The sequence below is a fragment of the Pseudomyxococcus flavus genome (assembly GCF_050038885.1).
Lineage (GTDB): Bacteria > Myxococcota > Myxococcia > Myxococcales > Myxococcaceae > Myxococcus > Myxococcus flavus.
Window position 1 is genome coordinate 6,292,035 of the sequence record NZ_CP143624.1, and the last position, 13,796, is coordinate 6,305,830.

Consider the following 13,796-nt stretch of genomic DNA (forward strand, 5'->3'; position numbering starts at 1 on the left):
TGGCGCCGTGGCTCAGCGCGCGGGCCAGAAGGCGGGCGCATAGGCGTCCGGGATGGACGTCACCCGCTGCCGCGTCTCCGGGTTCCAGACGGTGGCCGCCGCATAGCCACCGTACGACGTCACGAGCAGCAGGCCCCGGTCGAACAGGAAGCTCAGGTAGGCGTCCGGCTCCGTGAGGTCCTTCAGGGACACACGCTCGTCTCCGCGTGCCCAGAGCAGGGGTTGGCCCATCATGGTCAGGGGGCCTTCCTGGCGGGCCCGGAAATAGAGCGTGCCGCCCGGGCCGGGCAGCTCCATCCACCAGCCGTCCTTCGAGATGCCAGGTGCCTGGGCATCCAATGACTGCGCCGTGGCCGCGGGGACGCGCGTCCCCAGGAGCTGGCCAGGCGGCGAGGCAGTCCACACCGGCGTGAGCGTCGACTCGGCGTCGAGCAGGCCGTGGTCGGACGTGGTGTCCTCCTGGACACGGTTCACCTTGGCCTCGATGCGCTTCCATCCGCCGTCCTCCAGGCGAAAGGCCAGGGCGAGCCCCGGGACGCCCGGGCCGGGCGGTACGGGAAAGCTCTCGCCGGCGAAGGTGAGCGCGCCCTTCTTGATGGCCTTGGCCTCGAACGCCACGTAGACGAGCGCGACGGGACGGCCCTGGGCATCGAAGCCGAGGCGGGACACATAAGGCTCGTTCGGCTCACCCGCGCTGTTGCCTCCAGGCAGCGTCTTCAGGTCGAGCGGCTGGCCGGACTTCGCGTCGACGTCCACACGCCAGGCGCGGGGCACCTCGCCCTCGCCCGAGGGCCATGTGAAGACGAGCCCCTGCTTCCCATCCGGGCTCCACGACACCGAGGACCGGTCGCAGTAGGCGTCGAAGCGGAACACGCGCGTGGGCGTGCCCGGCAGGGGCTGGCGCATCCACTCGCAGTGCTCGGCGTCCTCGGTGGGCTTGAGGTAGCCGAGCTCCACGGTGGGGGCAGGCGGGGGCGCGGGCTTCGCTGGCGCCGGCGCGGGCACCTGCGGTGTGGGGGCAGGGGCGGTGGTGGCGGGAGGTGGCGCGGGCGTCTTGTTGTCCTGTCCAGACTGACAGCCCATGAGCGCCACGGCGGCGAGCAAGGCGGGAGTGGAGCGGAACCGATGCATGGGGCGAACGATACAGGAGAGGTGCCGCGATAGGCTGCTGGCGTCATGCCGAGCCCCACCGAGCCTTCCGCGCAGCCTCGCCGCTTCCACGACGAGCCCCTCGTCGTCATCCATCGACATCTGCTGGAGCGGCTTGGCGCGGGCTCGGTGAGCATCGAGGTCCCTGACCCGGACCTGGGGCGGGGCTGTTACCCCGGCGAGCAGGTGGGCCCCGGGGGCACGCTGGTCCATCGTCCCCTGCGGAGCTGGTGCGACCTGGCGGAGGGGCTCGGGTGCCGGCTGCGGACGCCTCGCGCGGTGGATGGGACGCACGTGTCGCTGACCTTCGAGCGGCTGGGGCCCGAGGCGCCCTGGCACGTGGGCGGCGAGGTGGAGGGGGGCGCGCCCGCGCAGGAGCGCTACGGCGCCGCGTCCGCATTCGCTCGGCTTCGGAAGCTGGAGGACGCGGGCTTCCTGCTGCCCTGGCTCGACGCGCTCGGCCGCATCCGGCTGCCCGAGTCCGCCCGTGTGCTCGACCTGGGGGTGAATCGTGGGGATGAGCTGGCGGCCTTCTCGTGGCTGGAAGGCACGCCGGACGTGCGCTTCGTGGGCGTGGACCACAGCGCGAGCGCCATCGCGGAGGCCCGTGCTCGCTTCCCGGATGCGCGTCACGCGTTCGTTGTCGCGGACCTCAACGCGCTGCCAGAGGGGCTGGGCCGCTTCCACCTCGTGGTGTCGGTGGGCACGTTGCAGAGCCCCGGCGTGGACGACCACGCGCTGCTGCGCAAGCTCGTGCAGGAACACCTGGAGCCGAGCTCGGCGCTGCTGCTCGGCTTCCCCAACTCACGCTTCCGGGATGGTGAGGTCGTCTACGGCGCCCGGGTGCGGAACCTTCGCGAGCCCGACCTCTCGCTGCTGGTGAAGGACCTGTCCTTCTACCGCCGCTACCTGCACCAGCACGGGTTCCGCACCTTCCTGGGCGGTAAGTACGACCTGCTCCTCACGGCGGTGCGCGACGCGGGCGGCTGAGCACAGCCTGCCCGGATGTCTCGCCGGGCAGGCTGTGTGTCCGCTCAGGAGGGACGTGGCGAGGCGCTCGGGGCCGGGACGTGGCCCGCGCGCACCACGAAGTCACCGAAGCCTTCACCGGGCTGCCGTTCCCGCGCGTAGTCCGCGAACAGGGGCTCCAGCGCGGCGAGGATGGTGTCCTCGTCGATGTTCTCCCGGTACAGGCGGTTGAGGCGCTGGCCGCGCGCATCGCCGCCCAGGTGCAGGTTGTAGCGGCCTGGCGCCTTGCCCACGAGGCCCACCTCCGCCAGGTACGGCCTCGCGCAGCCATTGGGGCACCCGGTGATGCGGAGCAGCAGGTTGGCGTCCTGGAGCCCATGGGCGCGCAGGCGCTCCTCCACGCGGCCCACGAAGGTGGGCAGGTACCGCTCGGCCTCGGCCATGGCCAGGCCGCACGTGGGCAGCGCCACGCACGCCAGCGCGTTGCGGCGCACGGGGCTGACGCTGCGGAAGCTGTCCAGCGCATGCGCGGCCACCAGCGCGTCGATGGTGGCCCGGGCTTCTGCGGGCACTCCAGCGATGATGAGGTTCTGGTTCGCGGTGAGGCGGAAGTCCCCGGTGTGGATGCGCGCGATTTCCCGCAGGCCGGTGAGGTGCGGGGCGCCAGGCCGGTCCGCCACGCGGCCGCTGTCCAGGTGCAGCGTCAGGTGCCACCGGCCGTCATGGCCCTCCGTCCAGCCGAAGCGGTCCCCGTTGTGCTCGAAGGCGAAGGGGCGCGCCGGCTCGAGCGCGAAGCCCAGCCGCTTCTCCAGCTCCGACGTGAACCAGGGGACGCCGCGCTCCTCCAGGACGTACTTCAGGCGGGCGTGCTTGCGGTTCGCCCGGTCGCCGAAGTCGCGGTGAATCTTCACCACCTCCTCGGCGACGGTGAGCGTCTTCTCCGGTGTGATGAAGCCGACGACGTCCGCCAGTCGGGGATAGGTGGCCGCGTCGCCATGCGTGGCGCCCATGCCGCCGCCTACCGAGACGTTGAAGCCCACGAGCGCTCCGTTCTCGATGATGGCGATGAAGCCCAGGTCCTGGGCGAACACGTCCACGTCGTTGAGGGGCGGCACCGCGACGGCGGTCTTGAACTTCCGGGGCAGGTAGGTGGGGCCGTAGATGGGCTCGTCCTCGCCGCCGGCCACCTTCTCCTTGCCCAGCCAGACTTCGTAGTAGGCGCGCGTCTTCGGCAGCAGGTGCTCGGAGATGCGCACCGCCCACTGGTACACGGTTTCGTGGACGCGCGAGTCCACGGGGTTGGGGTTGCACAGCACGTTGCGGTTGACGTCACCACAGGCGGCAAGGGTGTCCATCATCGCTTCGTTGATGCGCGCGATGGTGGCCTGGAGGTCGTCCTTGATGACGCCGTGGAGCTGGAACGCCTGCCGTGTGGTGATGCGCAGCGTGTGGTTGGCGTGCGCTTTCGCCAGCGCGTCCATCGCCAGCCACTGGGCGGGTGTGCAGACGCCTCCCGGAAGGCGGGTGCGGAGCATGAAGCTGTAGTCGGGCTCGAGCTTCTGCTGACGCCGCTCCTCGCGCACGTCGCGGTCGTCCTGCTGGTAGCTGCCGTGGAACTTGATGAGGCTGGTGTCCGGCGTGGCCAGGCCACCCGTCACCGGGTCCTGCAGGCTCTCCGCCAGGGTTCCCCGGAGCAGGCGGCTCTGCGCCTTGATGTGCTCCACTTCGGAGAGCGGCTTGGGCTGGTTGCTCATGTCGTTGCTCGCAAACGGAATGGGTCAGTAGACGTCGCGCAGGTAGCGCCGCTGCTCGCGCAGCGACTCGAGCCAGGCGTGCGCGTCCTCGCGGCTCTTGCCGCCGTGGGTGGAGACGATGTCCACCAATGCCGCGTGGACATCCGGGGCCATGCGCTGGGCGTCGCCGCACACGTAGAGCGAGGCGCCGCCTTCGAGCCACGCGTACACGTCGCGTCCGGCCTCGCGCAGCCGGTGCTGCACGTAGACCTTCTGGGCGCGGTCTCTCGAGAAGGCGAGCGACAGCCGGTGCAAGGTCTGCTTCTTCAGCGCCTCCTGCCACTCCGTCTGGTAGAGGAACTGGGTCCGGAAGTGCTGCTCGCCGAAGAAGAGCCAGTTGCGGCCCCGAGCGCCGGTCTCCGCCCGCTCCTGGACGAAGGCGCGGAAGGGCGCCACGCCGGTGCCCGGGCCAATCATCAGCACGTCCGTGTCGCCATTCTCGGGCAGTCGGAAGCGCTCGTTCGGCTCCACGAAGACGCGGACCTTGTCGGTGCCCGCCGTGCGCGTGGACAGGTAGGACGAGGCAGCTCCGAAGTGCCGCAGGCCGAAGGCCGTGTAGTCCACCACCGACACGGTCAGGTGTGCTTCCTCGCCCACGCGCTTGGGGCTGGAGGCAATCGAGTACAGCCGGGGCGTCAGCCGGCGCAGGGCCTGGACGAGTGCGGCGGCCTCCCATGTCGCCTTGTGCGCGCGCAGCACGTCGATGACCTGATGGCTGGCCAGCAGCGCGCGGAAGGCCTCGGCCTGGCCGGGCTCGAGCGCCTCTCGCAGCGCCGTGCTGCCCGACAGGGCGGCGTGTCGCTCCAGGAAGGGGCGGTTGAGCTTGGTGATCTCCAGCTCGTCGCTCAGCCAGCGCGCCAGGGGCAGCGTGCGGCCGTCGCGCGTGACGTCCGCGTGGCCATCCAGGCGGAGCTCGGACAGGAGGGTCTCCACCAGCTCGGGCGGGTTGTGGTGCCACACGCCCAAGGCGTCGCCCGGGGCGTAGCTCAGCCCGGAGCCTTCGAGTGACAGCTCCAGGTGCCGCACGTCCTTGAGCGCGCCTCGCGCGGTGATGCGCTGATTGAGGAGCACCTCCGCGGCGAAGGGCGCCTCCTTGCCGTGCGCGGGCGTGGCGGGCGGCTCGCGCAGCGGCACGACAGTAGCCGTCGCTTGCGCCTGGGGGGCCAGTGCCTCGCGCGCGCGGGCGAAGGCCTGGTCGAGCCACCCCTTGGCGACGGGCTCGAAGTCCACGTCACAGTCCGCGCGCTCCAGCAGGCGGGTGGCGCCCAGCTCCGCGAAGCGGGCGTCCAGCACGCGGCCCACCTCGCAGAAGCGCGGGTAGCTGGAGTCACCGAGGCCGAGGACGGCGTAGCGCAGCCCCTCCACGCGAGGCGCGCGCTTGCCGAGGACGAACTCGCAGAAACCACGTGCGTCGTCTGGCGGGTCGCCGTCTCCCTGCGTGCTGATGACCACGCAGAGCAACTTCTCCTTGGCCAGCTCCCGCACCGGATAGTCACTGGCGCGGAACAGGCGTGCGCCCAGCCCGGCGGACTCCACCTGACGCTTGAGGCGTTCGGCGAGCAGACGGCTGTTCCCTGTCTGCGTCCCGTAGATGATGGTGAAGGAGACGGCCGGCGCGGCCACGGGCGCGGGAGCCACGGGCGCCACGGTGGCGTGTGGCGTGCGAGCCGCGAGGCCCGCCGCGTAGCCGCTCAGCCAGTGGAGGGCGGAGGCATCGAGCCCCTGGAGGAGCTCGAGCAACTGGGTGCTCCGGGGCTCGCCGAGCAGCGTGCTGACGAACGGCTGCGCCTGGGGCGCGGGGGCGGCGCTCATCGTGCGGCCTCCCGGAGGGTGGTGATTCGGGTGAGCTGCTGCTCCAGGTCCTCACTGGCATCCAGCTCCAGCCACGCGGCGCCGGCATCCCGGGCCTCCGCGCGCAGCGTCTGGCGCGCCTGGGGCGCGTCCGTGTGGACCAGGGCCACCAGCCCCGCCGTCGCCAGCGCGAGCGCGACCTCCACGTCGCCCTGGACGGCGGAGACATGCCAGCCGAGGTCGAACAGGCGGCGCTCCAGCTGGAAGGCGCGGGTGCTGGCGTCCTCGGTGGCGGGCAGCAGGACGATGGCGCCCGGCTGACCCAGCCGTCCCCGCCGCTCGGACTGCGTGACGAGTGAAGACGCCACCGCGCCACTCGACGCGTCCTCCGGGGGACCCAGGACCATGCCCGCGCCCACCGTGTCGTGCGTGAGCGCGTCGATGACGATGAAGGCGCCCGTGCGGCGATTGTCCCGGTACGGGTCGGTCAGCAGCGGGCGGCGGCACACCAGCCGCACCCGTCCGATGTCATTGAGGGCCAGCGACTCCGCGGGCTGCTCGGACAGGTCCGCCAGCTCCTTGCGCCACAGCACCCGCTCGATGTGCGCGGGCGCGGTGCGAGAGGCCTGCTTCACCAGGTAGCGGCGTGAGCAGTCCAGCGGCTGCTCCCCGAACCACACCAGCATCGCGTCGAGCCGGTGGAGCGACAGGGGCGGCTGCTCGACGTGTGACAGCAGGTCGCCCCGGCTGGCGTCCACCTCGTCGGCGAGCCGCAGCGTGATGGAGGCCGGGAAGGATGCCTCCTCCAGCGGCCCGTCGAAGGTGTCGATTCCCGCCACCCGCGTGCGGCGTCCGGACGGATGGACCTGCACTTCGTCTCCCACGCGGATGGTGCCGGAGGCCAGCTGCCCCGCGAGCCCCCGGTAGTCCTGGTGCGGCCTCAGGACGTACTGGACGGGGAAGCGGAAGGGCGCGTCCTCCTGCCGGCGCTGGTGGGGGAGGGACTCCAGCCACGCGAGCAGCGTGCCTCCCTGGTGCCAGGGCGTGCGGGCACTCGGACGGGTGATGTTGTCGCCCCGGCTGGCGCTGACCGGAAAGAGGCGCACGCCCTCGAAGCCGAGCGCATGGGCGAAGTCGGCCAGCTCGGCGCCGATGCGTTCGAAGATGGCCTGGTCGAAGCCCGTCAGGTCCATCTTGTTCACCGCCACGGCCAGGTAGGGGATGCCCAGCAGCGAGGCGATGTACGCGTGGCGGCGCGTCTGCGGCAGCACGCCCAGCCGCGCGTCCACCAGGATGACGGCCGCGTCCGCCGTGGAGGCGCCGGTGGCCATGTTGCGCGTGTACTGAATGTGCCCCGGCGTGTCCGCGATGATGACCTTGCGGCGCGCGGTGCTCAGGTACCGGTACGCGACGTCGATGGTGATGCCCTGCTCGCGTTCGGCGCGCAGGCCGTCGGTGAAGAGGGAGAAGTCCAGCTCCTCCTCTTCGGCGCCGGCCGCGGCCCGCAGGCCCTGGGCCAGCACCTCTGGTGGCGCGTTGGACGCGGCGTCCGTCGGGCGGGCGGCCCGCTTCGCGCTGGCCTTGCGCACGGCGGAAATCTGGTCCTCGAAGAGCCCGTCGCTCTCGTAGAGGAGCCGGCCGATGAGGGTGGACTTCCCATCGTCCACGGAGCCGACGACCACCAGCCGGAGCAGCTCGCGGGCGGAGTGCTGTTCGAGCAGTTGCTGCAACCCGGTATCCATCAGAAGTAGCCCTCGCGCTTCTTGAGCTCCATGGAGCCCTCTTCGTCGTGGTCGATGAGCCGGCCCTGCCGCTCGGACTGGCGGGCGTTCACCATCTCGTGGATGACGCTCTCCACCGTGGTGGCGGAGGACTCGATGGCGCCGCTCAGCGGATAGCAACCCAGCGTGCGGAAGCGCACCCGCCGCAGCTCGGGCTTCTCCCCGGGCCGCAGCCGCATGCGCTCGTCGTCCACCATCAGCAGGGTGCCGCCCCGGTCAATCACGGGGCGCTCGGCCGCGAAGTACAGCGGCACCACGGGGATGCGCTCGCGCAGCACGTAGTGCCACACGTCCAGCTCCGTCCAGTTGGACAGCGGGAAGACGCGCATGCTCTCCCCGGCGTCGACGCGGCCGTTGTAGAGGTTCCACAGCTCCGGGCGCTGGCGCCGTGGGTCCCACTGGCCATGCCGGTCCCGGAAGGAGAACACCCGCTCCTTGGCGCGGGACTTCTCCTCGTCGCGGCGCGCGCCGCCGAAGGCCGCGTCGAAGCCGTGCTGCGCCAGCGCCTCGAGCAGCGCCTGCGTCTTCATCGCGTGCGTGTACTTCTGGCTGCCGTGGTCGAAGGGGTTGATGCCCTCGGCCAGCGCGCGCTGGTTCTGGTGGACGATGAGCCGCAGCCCGTGCCGGGCCACGAAGGCATCGCGGAACGCGTACATGTCCCGGAACTTCCAGGTGGTGTCCACGTGGAGCAGCGGGAAGGGCAGGGGCGCCGGATGGAAGGCCTTGCGCGCCAGGTGCAGCAGCACCTGGGAGTCCTTGCCAATGCTGTAGAGCATCACCGGGTTGGCGAACTCGGCCACCGTCTCCCGGATGATGTGGATGCTCTCCGCCTCCAGCTCCGCCAGGTGCGTGGTGCGTGCGACCGGACTCTCACTCATGACCGCCCTCCGCCGCGCGCGCGAGCGCGGGTTCGTTCCATGGGGTGCCCCGCGCCACCAGCGAGGGGAGCCGTGAGCGCAGCGAGACGACCTCGCCCACGATGAGCAGCGACGGCGAGCCAAGCGAGGCCCGCTTCACCTCGTGAGCGATGCGCCCCAGCGGCGCCTCCACCACCCGCTGGTGTTCCCAGGTGCCGGCCTCCACCACGGCGGCGGGGGTCGACGCGGCCCGCCCCGCGTTGACCAGGGCCCGCGCCGTCTCCTCCAGCCGGCTCCCCGCCATGTAGAGGACCAGCGTCTGGGACTGCGCGAGGAAGGCCCAGTCCGGCGTGCTTCCCTCCCGGTGGGCGGTGGCGAACGTCACCGCGCCGGAGACGCCCCGGTGCGTGACGGGAATGGCCGCCGCCGCGGGCACGGCCGTCCCGGCGGTGATGCCGGGCACCACTTCATACGCGATGCCCGCCTCCTCCAGGGCGAGGGCTTCCTCGCCGCCGCGGCCGAAGACGAAGGCGTCGCCGCCCTTGAGCCGCACCACGCTGCGGCCGAGCAGCGCCTGGGCGATGAGGATGACGTGGATTTCGTCCTGGCGGACGGAGTCGCCACCGCCCTCCTTGCCCACGTAGATGAGCCGCGCATGAGGACGCGCGTGCTCCAGCACCGCCGGATGCACGAGCCGGTCGTACACGACGGTGTCCGCCTCGCGAAGCACGCGCGCGGCGCGCAGGGTCAACAACTCCGGGTCTCCCGGGCCTGCGCCCACCAGGAACACACGGCCTTTCGACTGCTCTCTCATGGTGCCTCTCCAGAAGTCTTCCAAGCCTTCAGTTCCGCGCGCAGCAGCACCCAGGCGGCCTTGCGCTCGCCCCGTGCCAGGCGCGCGCCGATGTCGCCCGTCGCCACGTCCTTCAGCAGCCGCTGCCGCGCTCCGCCTCGGGGCAGGTGCCCCCGCAGCCAGCCACTGAGCCGCGCGCGCCAGACGTGGTGTCGCGCCACCTGGGCCGTGAGCGCCTGGCGAAGGTGGCTCGCGAGCGCGGGGGCCTGCCCTCCGGTGGACACGGCGACGGTGATGGGGCCTCGCCTGCCCACGGAGGGCAGGGTGAAGTCACACAGCTCGGGCTCGTCCGCGGTGTTGACCCAGAGGCCCAGGGCTCGCGCCTCCGCGGCCACCTGCCGGCCCACCGCCGGGTCATCCGTGGCCGCGAGCACCAGGTGATGACCGCGCACGTCGCCCGCCGCGTAGGGCCGCGGCAGCCACTCCAGGCGGCCTTCCTCGGCCAGTCGCCGCAGCGTGGGCGTGGCCGCCGGCGCGATGACGCGCAGGCGTGCGCCCGCGTCGAGCACCGCCAGGGCACGCCCTTCGGCGACGGCGCCGCCTCCCACCAGGAGGATGTGGCGCCCCTCCAGGCGGAGGCAGACGGCGTAGTCGAGTCGGGGGGAGGGCATGGCGCGCTTCACCGGACCGGATGGAGGCCGCACTCGCGATTCTCCGCGGACTCCCACCACCAGCGGCCGGCGCGCTCGTCCTCGTAGGGCTTCACCGCGCGCGTGCAGGGCGCGCAGCCGATGGACGGGTAGCCCCGGTCATGGAGCGCGTTGTAGGGCACGCCATTCGCCCGGACGTAGGCCCAGATGTCGCGGCTGCTCCACGCGGCCAGCGGGTTGAGCTTGAGCAGCCCGTGGGTGCTGTCCAGCTCCAGCGTCTCCACGTCGGTGCGGGTGACGGACTGCTCGCGGCGCAGGCCTGTCACCCATGCCTCGCGGCCAGCCAGCGCGCGCTTGAGCGGCGCGACCTTGCGGATGGCGCAGCACTCCTTGCGCGCCTCCAGGCTCTGTCGAAAGGAGAAGTACCCCTTCGTGGATTCGAGCGCCTCCACCTGCTCGCGCTCGGGGAAGTACGTCTCCACGGTGGCGCCGTAGCGCTTGCGGACCACCTCGATGAGCTCGTAGGTCTCCGGCGGCAGGCGGCCGGTATCGAGGGTGAAGATGCGCAGGCTGGGCGCGTGCTGGCGCGCCAGGTCGATGAGGACCATGTCCTCCACGCCGAAGCTGGAGGCGATGGCCGCGCGAGCGCCGAAGCGACGCTCGGTCCAGGCCAGCACGGCTTCGGCGGAGGCATTCTTCAAGTCAGCGGCTTCGGCGAGCAGGGCTTCCGCGGGCGCCTTGGGAGCGGGGGAAGCCTGGGGCAGCGGGGGCGTCATGGGGACTCCGGGGAAAAGAAAACGGCCCGCCTCTTTCGAGGTCGGGCCGCACGAGCAGGAAGGTTCAAGAAGGGCGGACTACGCGCTTCCTGATGCTCGGCGCCCGCCCCACGGCGGACACGCGGAACACGCACAGCACAGACAGCACGCGGCACACGCGGCGGAGAGCGCGGAGGACGTCGAGGTGCGGAGGCCGGCGGAAAGGGACATGAGGACGCGCTGCACGGACGGGGAGACACGAAAAAGGCCCGGTTCCTGGGACAGGAGACCGGGCCGGGGGACCGCGCGATGGGAAGCGGCGAAGGGCTTCCCGTGTGCGCGTCAACAACCCAGGTCCGGCTGGCGACAACAGGCACACGACCGACAGCAGCGGCAGCGGAACGGCGCGGCGGTCGGGGTGGGCAGGTGCGTCATCGAGGGCCCTACGCTAACGGCTGGTCGGCAAGGCGTCAACCGGCCCTCGTGCCCATGCGTGGGGACGCCGCTTGCCTGCCCCTGGAGTCCGCTGCGGGGCCCCAGCGGAGCCGGGTGGCCCTGAGACTGGACACCGGAGGGCCTCGTGGAAGGAGGCAGGGCGCCGGGCCCTCGTTGCCCATGTGGCGGTGGGCATCACCTTTTGCGGCAAGCGGGATTCACCCGTCACCCAATGGAGGCCATCGATGGCGAGCACGAACAAGGACGTCGAGACGCTCAACTCCTTCCTTCGCGGTGAGATCTCCGCGGTGGAGACCTACCGGCAGGCGATCGGGCACGTCTCGGACGGCCTGGCGCGTGACGCACTGGAGTACTGCCAGCACGACCATGAGCACCGCGTCGAGGAGATTCGCGAGCGCATCTTGAAGATGGGCGGAAAGCCCACCGAGAGCTCAGGCATCTGGGGCACCTTCGCCAAGCTTGCCCAAAGCGGCGCGGACGCCCTGGGCGAGAAGGCCGCCATCCAGGCGCTGGAGGAGGGAGAGGACCACGGCCTGGCCGACTACCAGCGCGACGCGGACCAGGTACACGGCGAGGCCCGCCGCTTCGTGCGGATGGAGCTGATTCCCGCCCAGAAGCGGACCCATGAGCGGCTGAGCCGCCTCAAGCGCACCCTGCACTGAGGGCGCGCGGCGCCTGTCGATACTGGCCGGGCGTCCCCCAAGGCGCCCGGCCGTTATCGTTTTCGTGTCGCGCGGCGTGCGCTTGAATCCCTGGAGCCGGGGCCCGTCTGTGGACACGCGCATGGCCGTGAACCCTGCCCTCGCGGGGAGTTGGAGCTTGTCGGCACGGCATGCGATACCTGGGGTTGGCTCATCGTGTTGGGAGGCGAAGCATGTCGCCGGACCGCGGTTCATCGGAACGTGATTCTCGCCCGGAGGATGTCTCCAGCGAGGAACCCCGGTCCGTGCCCGCGCCCTCGACCACGCTGATGGATGCCAGCCACGCCGGCGCGCTGAGCGCGGGATGTGAGGCCCTGTTCCGGGCCACGGAGACCACGCTCCAGTGGGCCTGGCGGGTGTTGAAGTGCGCGAAGGCCGGTCCCGGTGCGGGGCCCCTGGCCGCGTCCGCCCGGCTCTGCGCGCTCGAGTTCCTGGACCGCGTTCCGCCCCACGTGCGCCGCGGCGTGGCGGAGTTGCTGGGGTACAGCAGCCTCTGGCAGGCCATGTGTACGCGGCTCGGGCGCCCGGTGGCGCGCTCCAACGAAGAGCTGCTGCAGGAGCTGGGCGAGGACCTCCAGGTCCTCCTCCACGGGGCCCAGGCGCGGCTGGGGACCGCCTCCGCGCTGGAGCAGGGGCTGCTCGTCCACCTGGGCCGGCTGCGGGATTCACGCCGGGGGGAGCTCGGCGCGCCGCTGGAGCTGCGCGCCGCGCTGGATGCCTTCACCCACGCGCTCTCCGAGCTGATGACCGCGGCCAGCGCCTACCGCCGCGCGTGGGAGGCCATGGAGGCCGAGCTGTCGGAGTCCGCCGCGTGGCTGGACGCGGGAGACCCCGGCTTCTGCGCGTGGATGGCGGACCACCTGTCGGAGACCGTCTTCGCCTGGCGCCAGGCCCATGCCGCCATCCGGCTGCTGCGCGAGCTCGGCGAGCTGGCCCATCAGCCGTGAGGCGCGCGTGGCGCCTCAGGCCTCCACGAGGATGCGGTGCCGGTACAGCTCCAGCAGGACGTCCTCGGACAGGTCCGCCTGCTTGTGCTCGCGCAGGTGCTGGCGCACGGCCTCTACGCTCTCGCGTCCGGTGAAGTCCACCAGCAGGCCGTAGGCCTCGCCGGGGAGGGCCACGGCGTCGTACTCGCTGTAGGCGCCCAGCGCCACGCTGCCGTCCGGTAGCCACTGCACGGTGGCGTCGGGGTTGAGCTTGAGTGTGCGCGGCAGCTTCGGCGAGACGGCGGTGTCGTGGAGCTTCTCCAGCGTCTTCAGCTCGATGGTGCCATCCAGGCCGAGCAGCTTCTCCAGCCCGTCCGGCGGCAGCGCCTTCACCAGCCGGTAGCAGTCCCGGTAGTAGTCGAGCTCGCGGCCCTCGTGCTCCTTCCACAGCGCGGCATACGCCTTGGCGGGCGGCGCGGTGTCGTCCAGGTCCTCCACGCTCAGCGACGCCTGCTGCGTCTCCGCGCGGTCCTTGCCGGACAGGACGTAGTCGGGCAGGAGCTGGAGCGCCGCCCAGCGCGAGAGCTGGATTTCCGCCAGCGTCAGGTACGTCTTGACGGACATCCAGAACTTGCGGCCGTCCGCGCCCGCCACGTACTTGCAGAAGAAGGTGGAGCAGACCGCCTCGCGGTATGGCCAGATGGTGCAGCCGCCGCTGTCCAGCGAGAAGTAGGCGCAGCGCAGGGACGCGGCGCGGCCGAAGAACTGGTTGCCGTTCTTGTAGAGCAGGTGGAACTTGGCCGGCGGCTTCACCCACTGCGGCGTGACGCCGACGCGGCTGGCAATCTTCGCCTCCATGCGGCGGCGGCCCTCGGCCAGCTCCGGGCGCTCATCCGACAGCAGCGCGCCCACCAGGTAGTTGGGCAGGCGGGGCGAGTAGGTGCAGCACTTGGTGTCCGGGCGGAACAGCCGGCTCACGCCGTCCACGGACTCGACGGCGCCCAGCGCGGTGTCCTGGCACATGGCGCAGTTGGCGCATGTGGCCTTGTGCTCCTCGGGCACGTCCTCCCGGAAGAAGCCGGGGAGGAGGTCGCGGTAGAGCAGGGGCAGGCTGTCGAGCAGGCGAGGCATGGAGGCTCCGGGAAGTCGTTCACCGACGCGCCTGGACTCCTCGG

The 13,796-nt window shown here is 71.5% G+C and carries 12 protein-coding genes; 3 read left to right on the top strand and 9 right to left on the bottom strand.

Going from position 1 to position 13,796, the window contains the following annotated elements; all coding sequences use genetic code 11:
- Positions 1-12: 12 nt before the first annotated feature.
- Positions 13-1,131 (bottom strand): hypothetical protein, encoded by a 1,119-nt coding sequence (locus VZL07_RS26495; protein ID WP_426750523.1) that lies wholly within the window; start codon positions 1,129-1,131, stop codon positions 13-15.
- Between the two features lie 45 nt (positions 1,132-1,176).
- On the opposite strand from VZL07_RS26495, the gene VZL07_RS26500 reads away from it, so the two are divergent.
- On the top strand, positions 1,177-2,139 hold the full coding sequence (locus VZL07_RS26500; protein WP_426750524.1) for a class I SAM-dependent methyltransferase: 963 nt from the start codon (positions 1,177-1,179) through the stop codon (positions 2,137-2,139).
- A gap of 44 nt (positions 2,140-2,183) precedes the next feature.
- On the opposite strand, the gene cysI is transcribed toward VZL07_RS26500, so the two are convergent.
- Genes cysI through VZL07_RS26535 form a run of 7 tightly spaced genes read right to left on the bottom strand, consistent with a single transcriptional unit; the run spans position 2,184 to position 10,559 of the window.
- The gene (cysI, locus tag VZL07_RS26505) at positions 2,184-3,872 is read right to left on the bottom strand and encodes an assimilatory sulfite reductase (NADPH) hemoprotein subunit (RefSeq protein WP_426750525.1); all 1,689 of its coding nucleotides are present in this window, start codon (positions 3,870-3,872) and stop codon (positions 2,184-2,186) included.
- 24 nt (positions 3,873-3,896) lie between these two features.
- Positions 3,897-5,723, bottom strand: coding sequence for an assimilatory sulfite reductase (NADPH) flavoprotein subunit (locus tag VZL07_RS26510; RefSeq protein WP_426750526.1), 1,827 nt, complete (start codon positions 5,721-5,723; stop codon positions 3,897-3,899).
- The gene (locus VZL07_RS26515) at positions 5,720-7,444 is read right to left on the bottom strand and encodes a GTP-binding protein (RefSeq protein WP_426750527.1); all 1,725 of its coding nucleotides are present in this window, start codon (positions 7,442-7,444) and stop codon (positions 5,720-5,722) included. Before VZL07_RS26515 ends, VZL07_RS26510 begins: the two co-directional genes overlap by 4 nt.
- On the bottom strand, positions 7,444-8,361 hold the full coding sequence (gene cysD, locus VZL07_RS26520; RefSeq protein WP_426750528.1) for a sulfate adenylyltransferase subunit CysD: 918 nt from the start codon (positions 8,359-8,361) through the stop codon (positions 7,444-7,446). The genes VZL07_RS26515 and cysD overlap by 1 nt, the downstream gene beginning before the upstream one ends.
- Positions 8,354-9,154 carry a uroporphyrinogen-III C-methyltransferase gene (cobA, locus tag VZL07_RS26525; RefSeq protein ID WP_426750530.1) on the bottom strand — a complete coding sequence of 267 codons (801 nt, stop codon included), beginning with the start codon at positions 9,152-9,154 and terminating at the stop codon, positions 8,354-8,356. The genes cysD and cobA overlap by 8 nt, the downstream gene beginning before the upstream one ends.
- Entirely contained in the window at positions 9,151-9,804 is a 654-nt protein-coding gene (locus VZL07_RS26530) for a precorrin-2 dehydrogenase/sirohydrochlorin ferrochelatase family protein (RefSeq protein ID WP_426750531.1), read from the bottom strand. Before VZL07_RS26530 ends, cobA begins: the two co-directional genes overlap by 4 nt.
- Before the next feature lie 8 nt (positions 9,805-9,812).
- Positions 9,813-10,559: a phosphoadenylyl-sulfate reductase gene (locus tag VZL07_RS26535; protein WP_426750532.1), complete on the bottom strand. Its 747-nt coding sequence runs from the start codon at positions 10,557-10,559 to the stop codon at positions 9,813-9,815.
- A 659-nt stretch (positions 10,560-11,218) separates the two neighbouring features.
- On the opposite strand from VZL07_RS26535, the gene VZL07_RS26540 reads away from it, so the two are divergent.
- Together VZL07_RS26540 and VZL07_RS26545 are read left to right on the top strand one after the other, a co-directional pair.
- Complete coding sequence (locus VZL07_RS26540; RefSeq protein WP_426750533.1) at positions 11,219-11,656, top strand: DUF2383 domain-containing protein; 438 nt, start codon at positions 11,219-11,221, stop codon at positions 11,654-11,656.
- Positions 11,657-11,940: 284 nt separating this feature from the next.
- Positions 11,941-12,642 (top strand): hypothetical protein, encoded by a 702-nt coding sequence (locus VZL07_RS26545; RefSeq protein WP_426750535.1) that lies wholly within the window; start codon positions 11,941-11,943, stop codon positions 12,640-12,642.
- Positions 12,643-12,657: 15 nt separating this feature from the next.
- On the opposite strand, the gene VZL07_RS26550 is transcribed toward VZL07_RS26545, so the two are convergent.
- Positions 12,658-13,752, bottom strand: coding sequence for a hypothetical protein (locus tag VZL07_RS26550; RefSeq protein ID WP_426750536.1), 1,095 nt, complete (start codon positions 13,750-13,752; stop codon positions 12,658-12,660).
- Positions 13,753-13,796 lie beyond the last annotated feature (44 nt).

Bases quoted from the DNA above. Each gene is read 5' to 3' on its own strand.
- cobA (WP_426750530.1), bottom strand. From the start codon at position 9,154: ATGAGAGAGCAGTCGAAAGGCCGTGTGTTCCTGGTGGGCGCAGGCCCG.
- VZL07_RS26530 (WP_426750531.1), bottom strand. From the start codon at position 9,804: ATGCCCTCCCCCCGACTCGACTACGCCGTCTGCCTCCGCCTGGAGGGG.
- VZL07_RS26500 (WP_426750524.1), top strand. From the start codon at position 1,177: ATGCCGAGCCCCACCGAGCCTTCCGCGCAGCCTCGCCGCTTCCACGAC.
- cysI (WP_426750525.1), bottom strand. From the start codon at position 3,872: ATGAGCAACCAGCCCAAGCCGCTCTCCGAAGTGGAGCACATCAAGGCG.
- cysD (WP_426750528.1), bottom strand. From the start codon at position 8,361: ATGAGTGAGAGTCCGGTCGCACGCACCACGCACCTGGCGGAGCTGGAG.
- VZL07_RS26535 (WP_426750532.1), bottom strand. From the start codon at position 10,559: ATGACGCCCCCGCTGCCCCAGGCTTCCCCCGCTCCCAAGGCGCCCGCG.
- VZL07_RS26495 (WP_426750523.1), bottom strand. From the start codon at position 1,131: ATGCATCGGTTCCGCTCCACTCCCGCCTTGCTCGCCGCCGTGGCGCTC.
- VZL07_RS26515 (WP_426750527.1), bottom strand. From the start codon at position 7,444: ATGGATACCGGGTTGCAGCAACTGCTCGAACAGCACTCCGCCCGCGAG.
- VZL07_RS26540 (WP_426750533.1), top strand. From the start codon at position 11,219: ATGGCGAGCACGAACAAGGACGTCGAGACGCTCAACTCCTTCCTTCGC.
- VZL07_RS26550 (WP_426750536.1), bottom strand. From the start codon at position 13,752: ATGCCTCGCCTGCTCGACAGCCTGCCCCTGCTCTACCGCGACCTCCTC.
- VZL07_RS26510 (WP_426750526.1), bottom strand. From the start codon at position 5,723: ATGAGCGCCGCCCCCGCGCCCCAGGCGCAGCCGTTCGTCAGCACGCTG.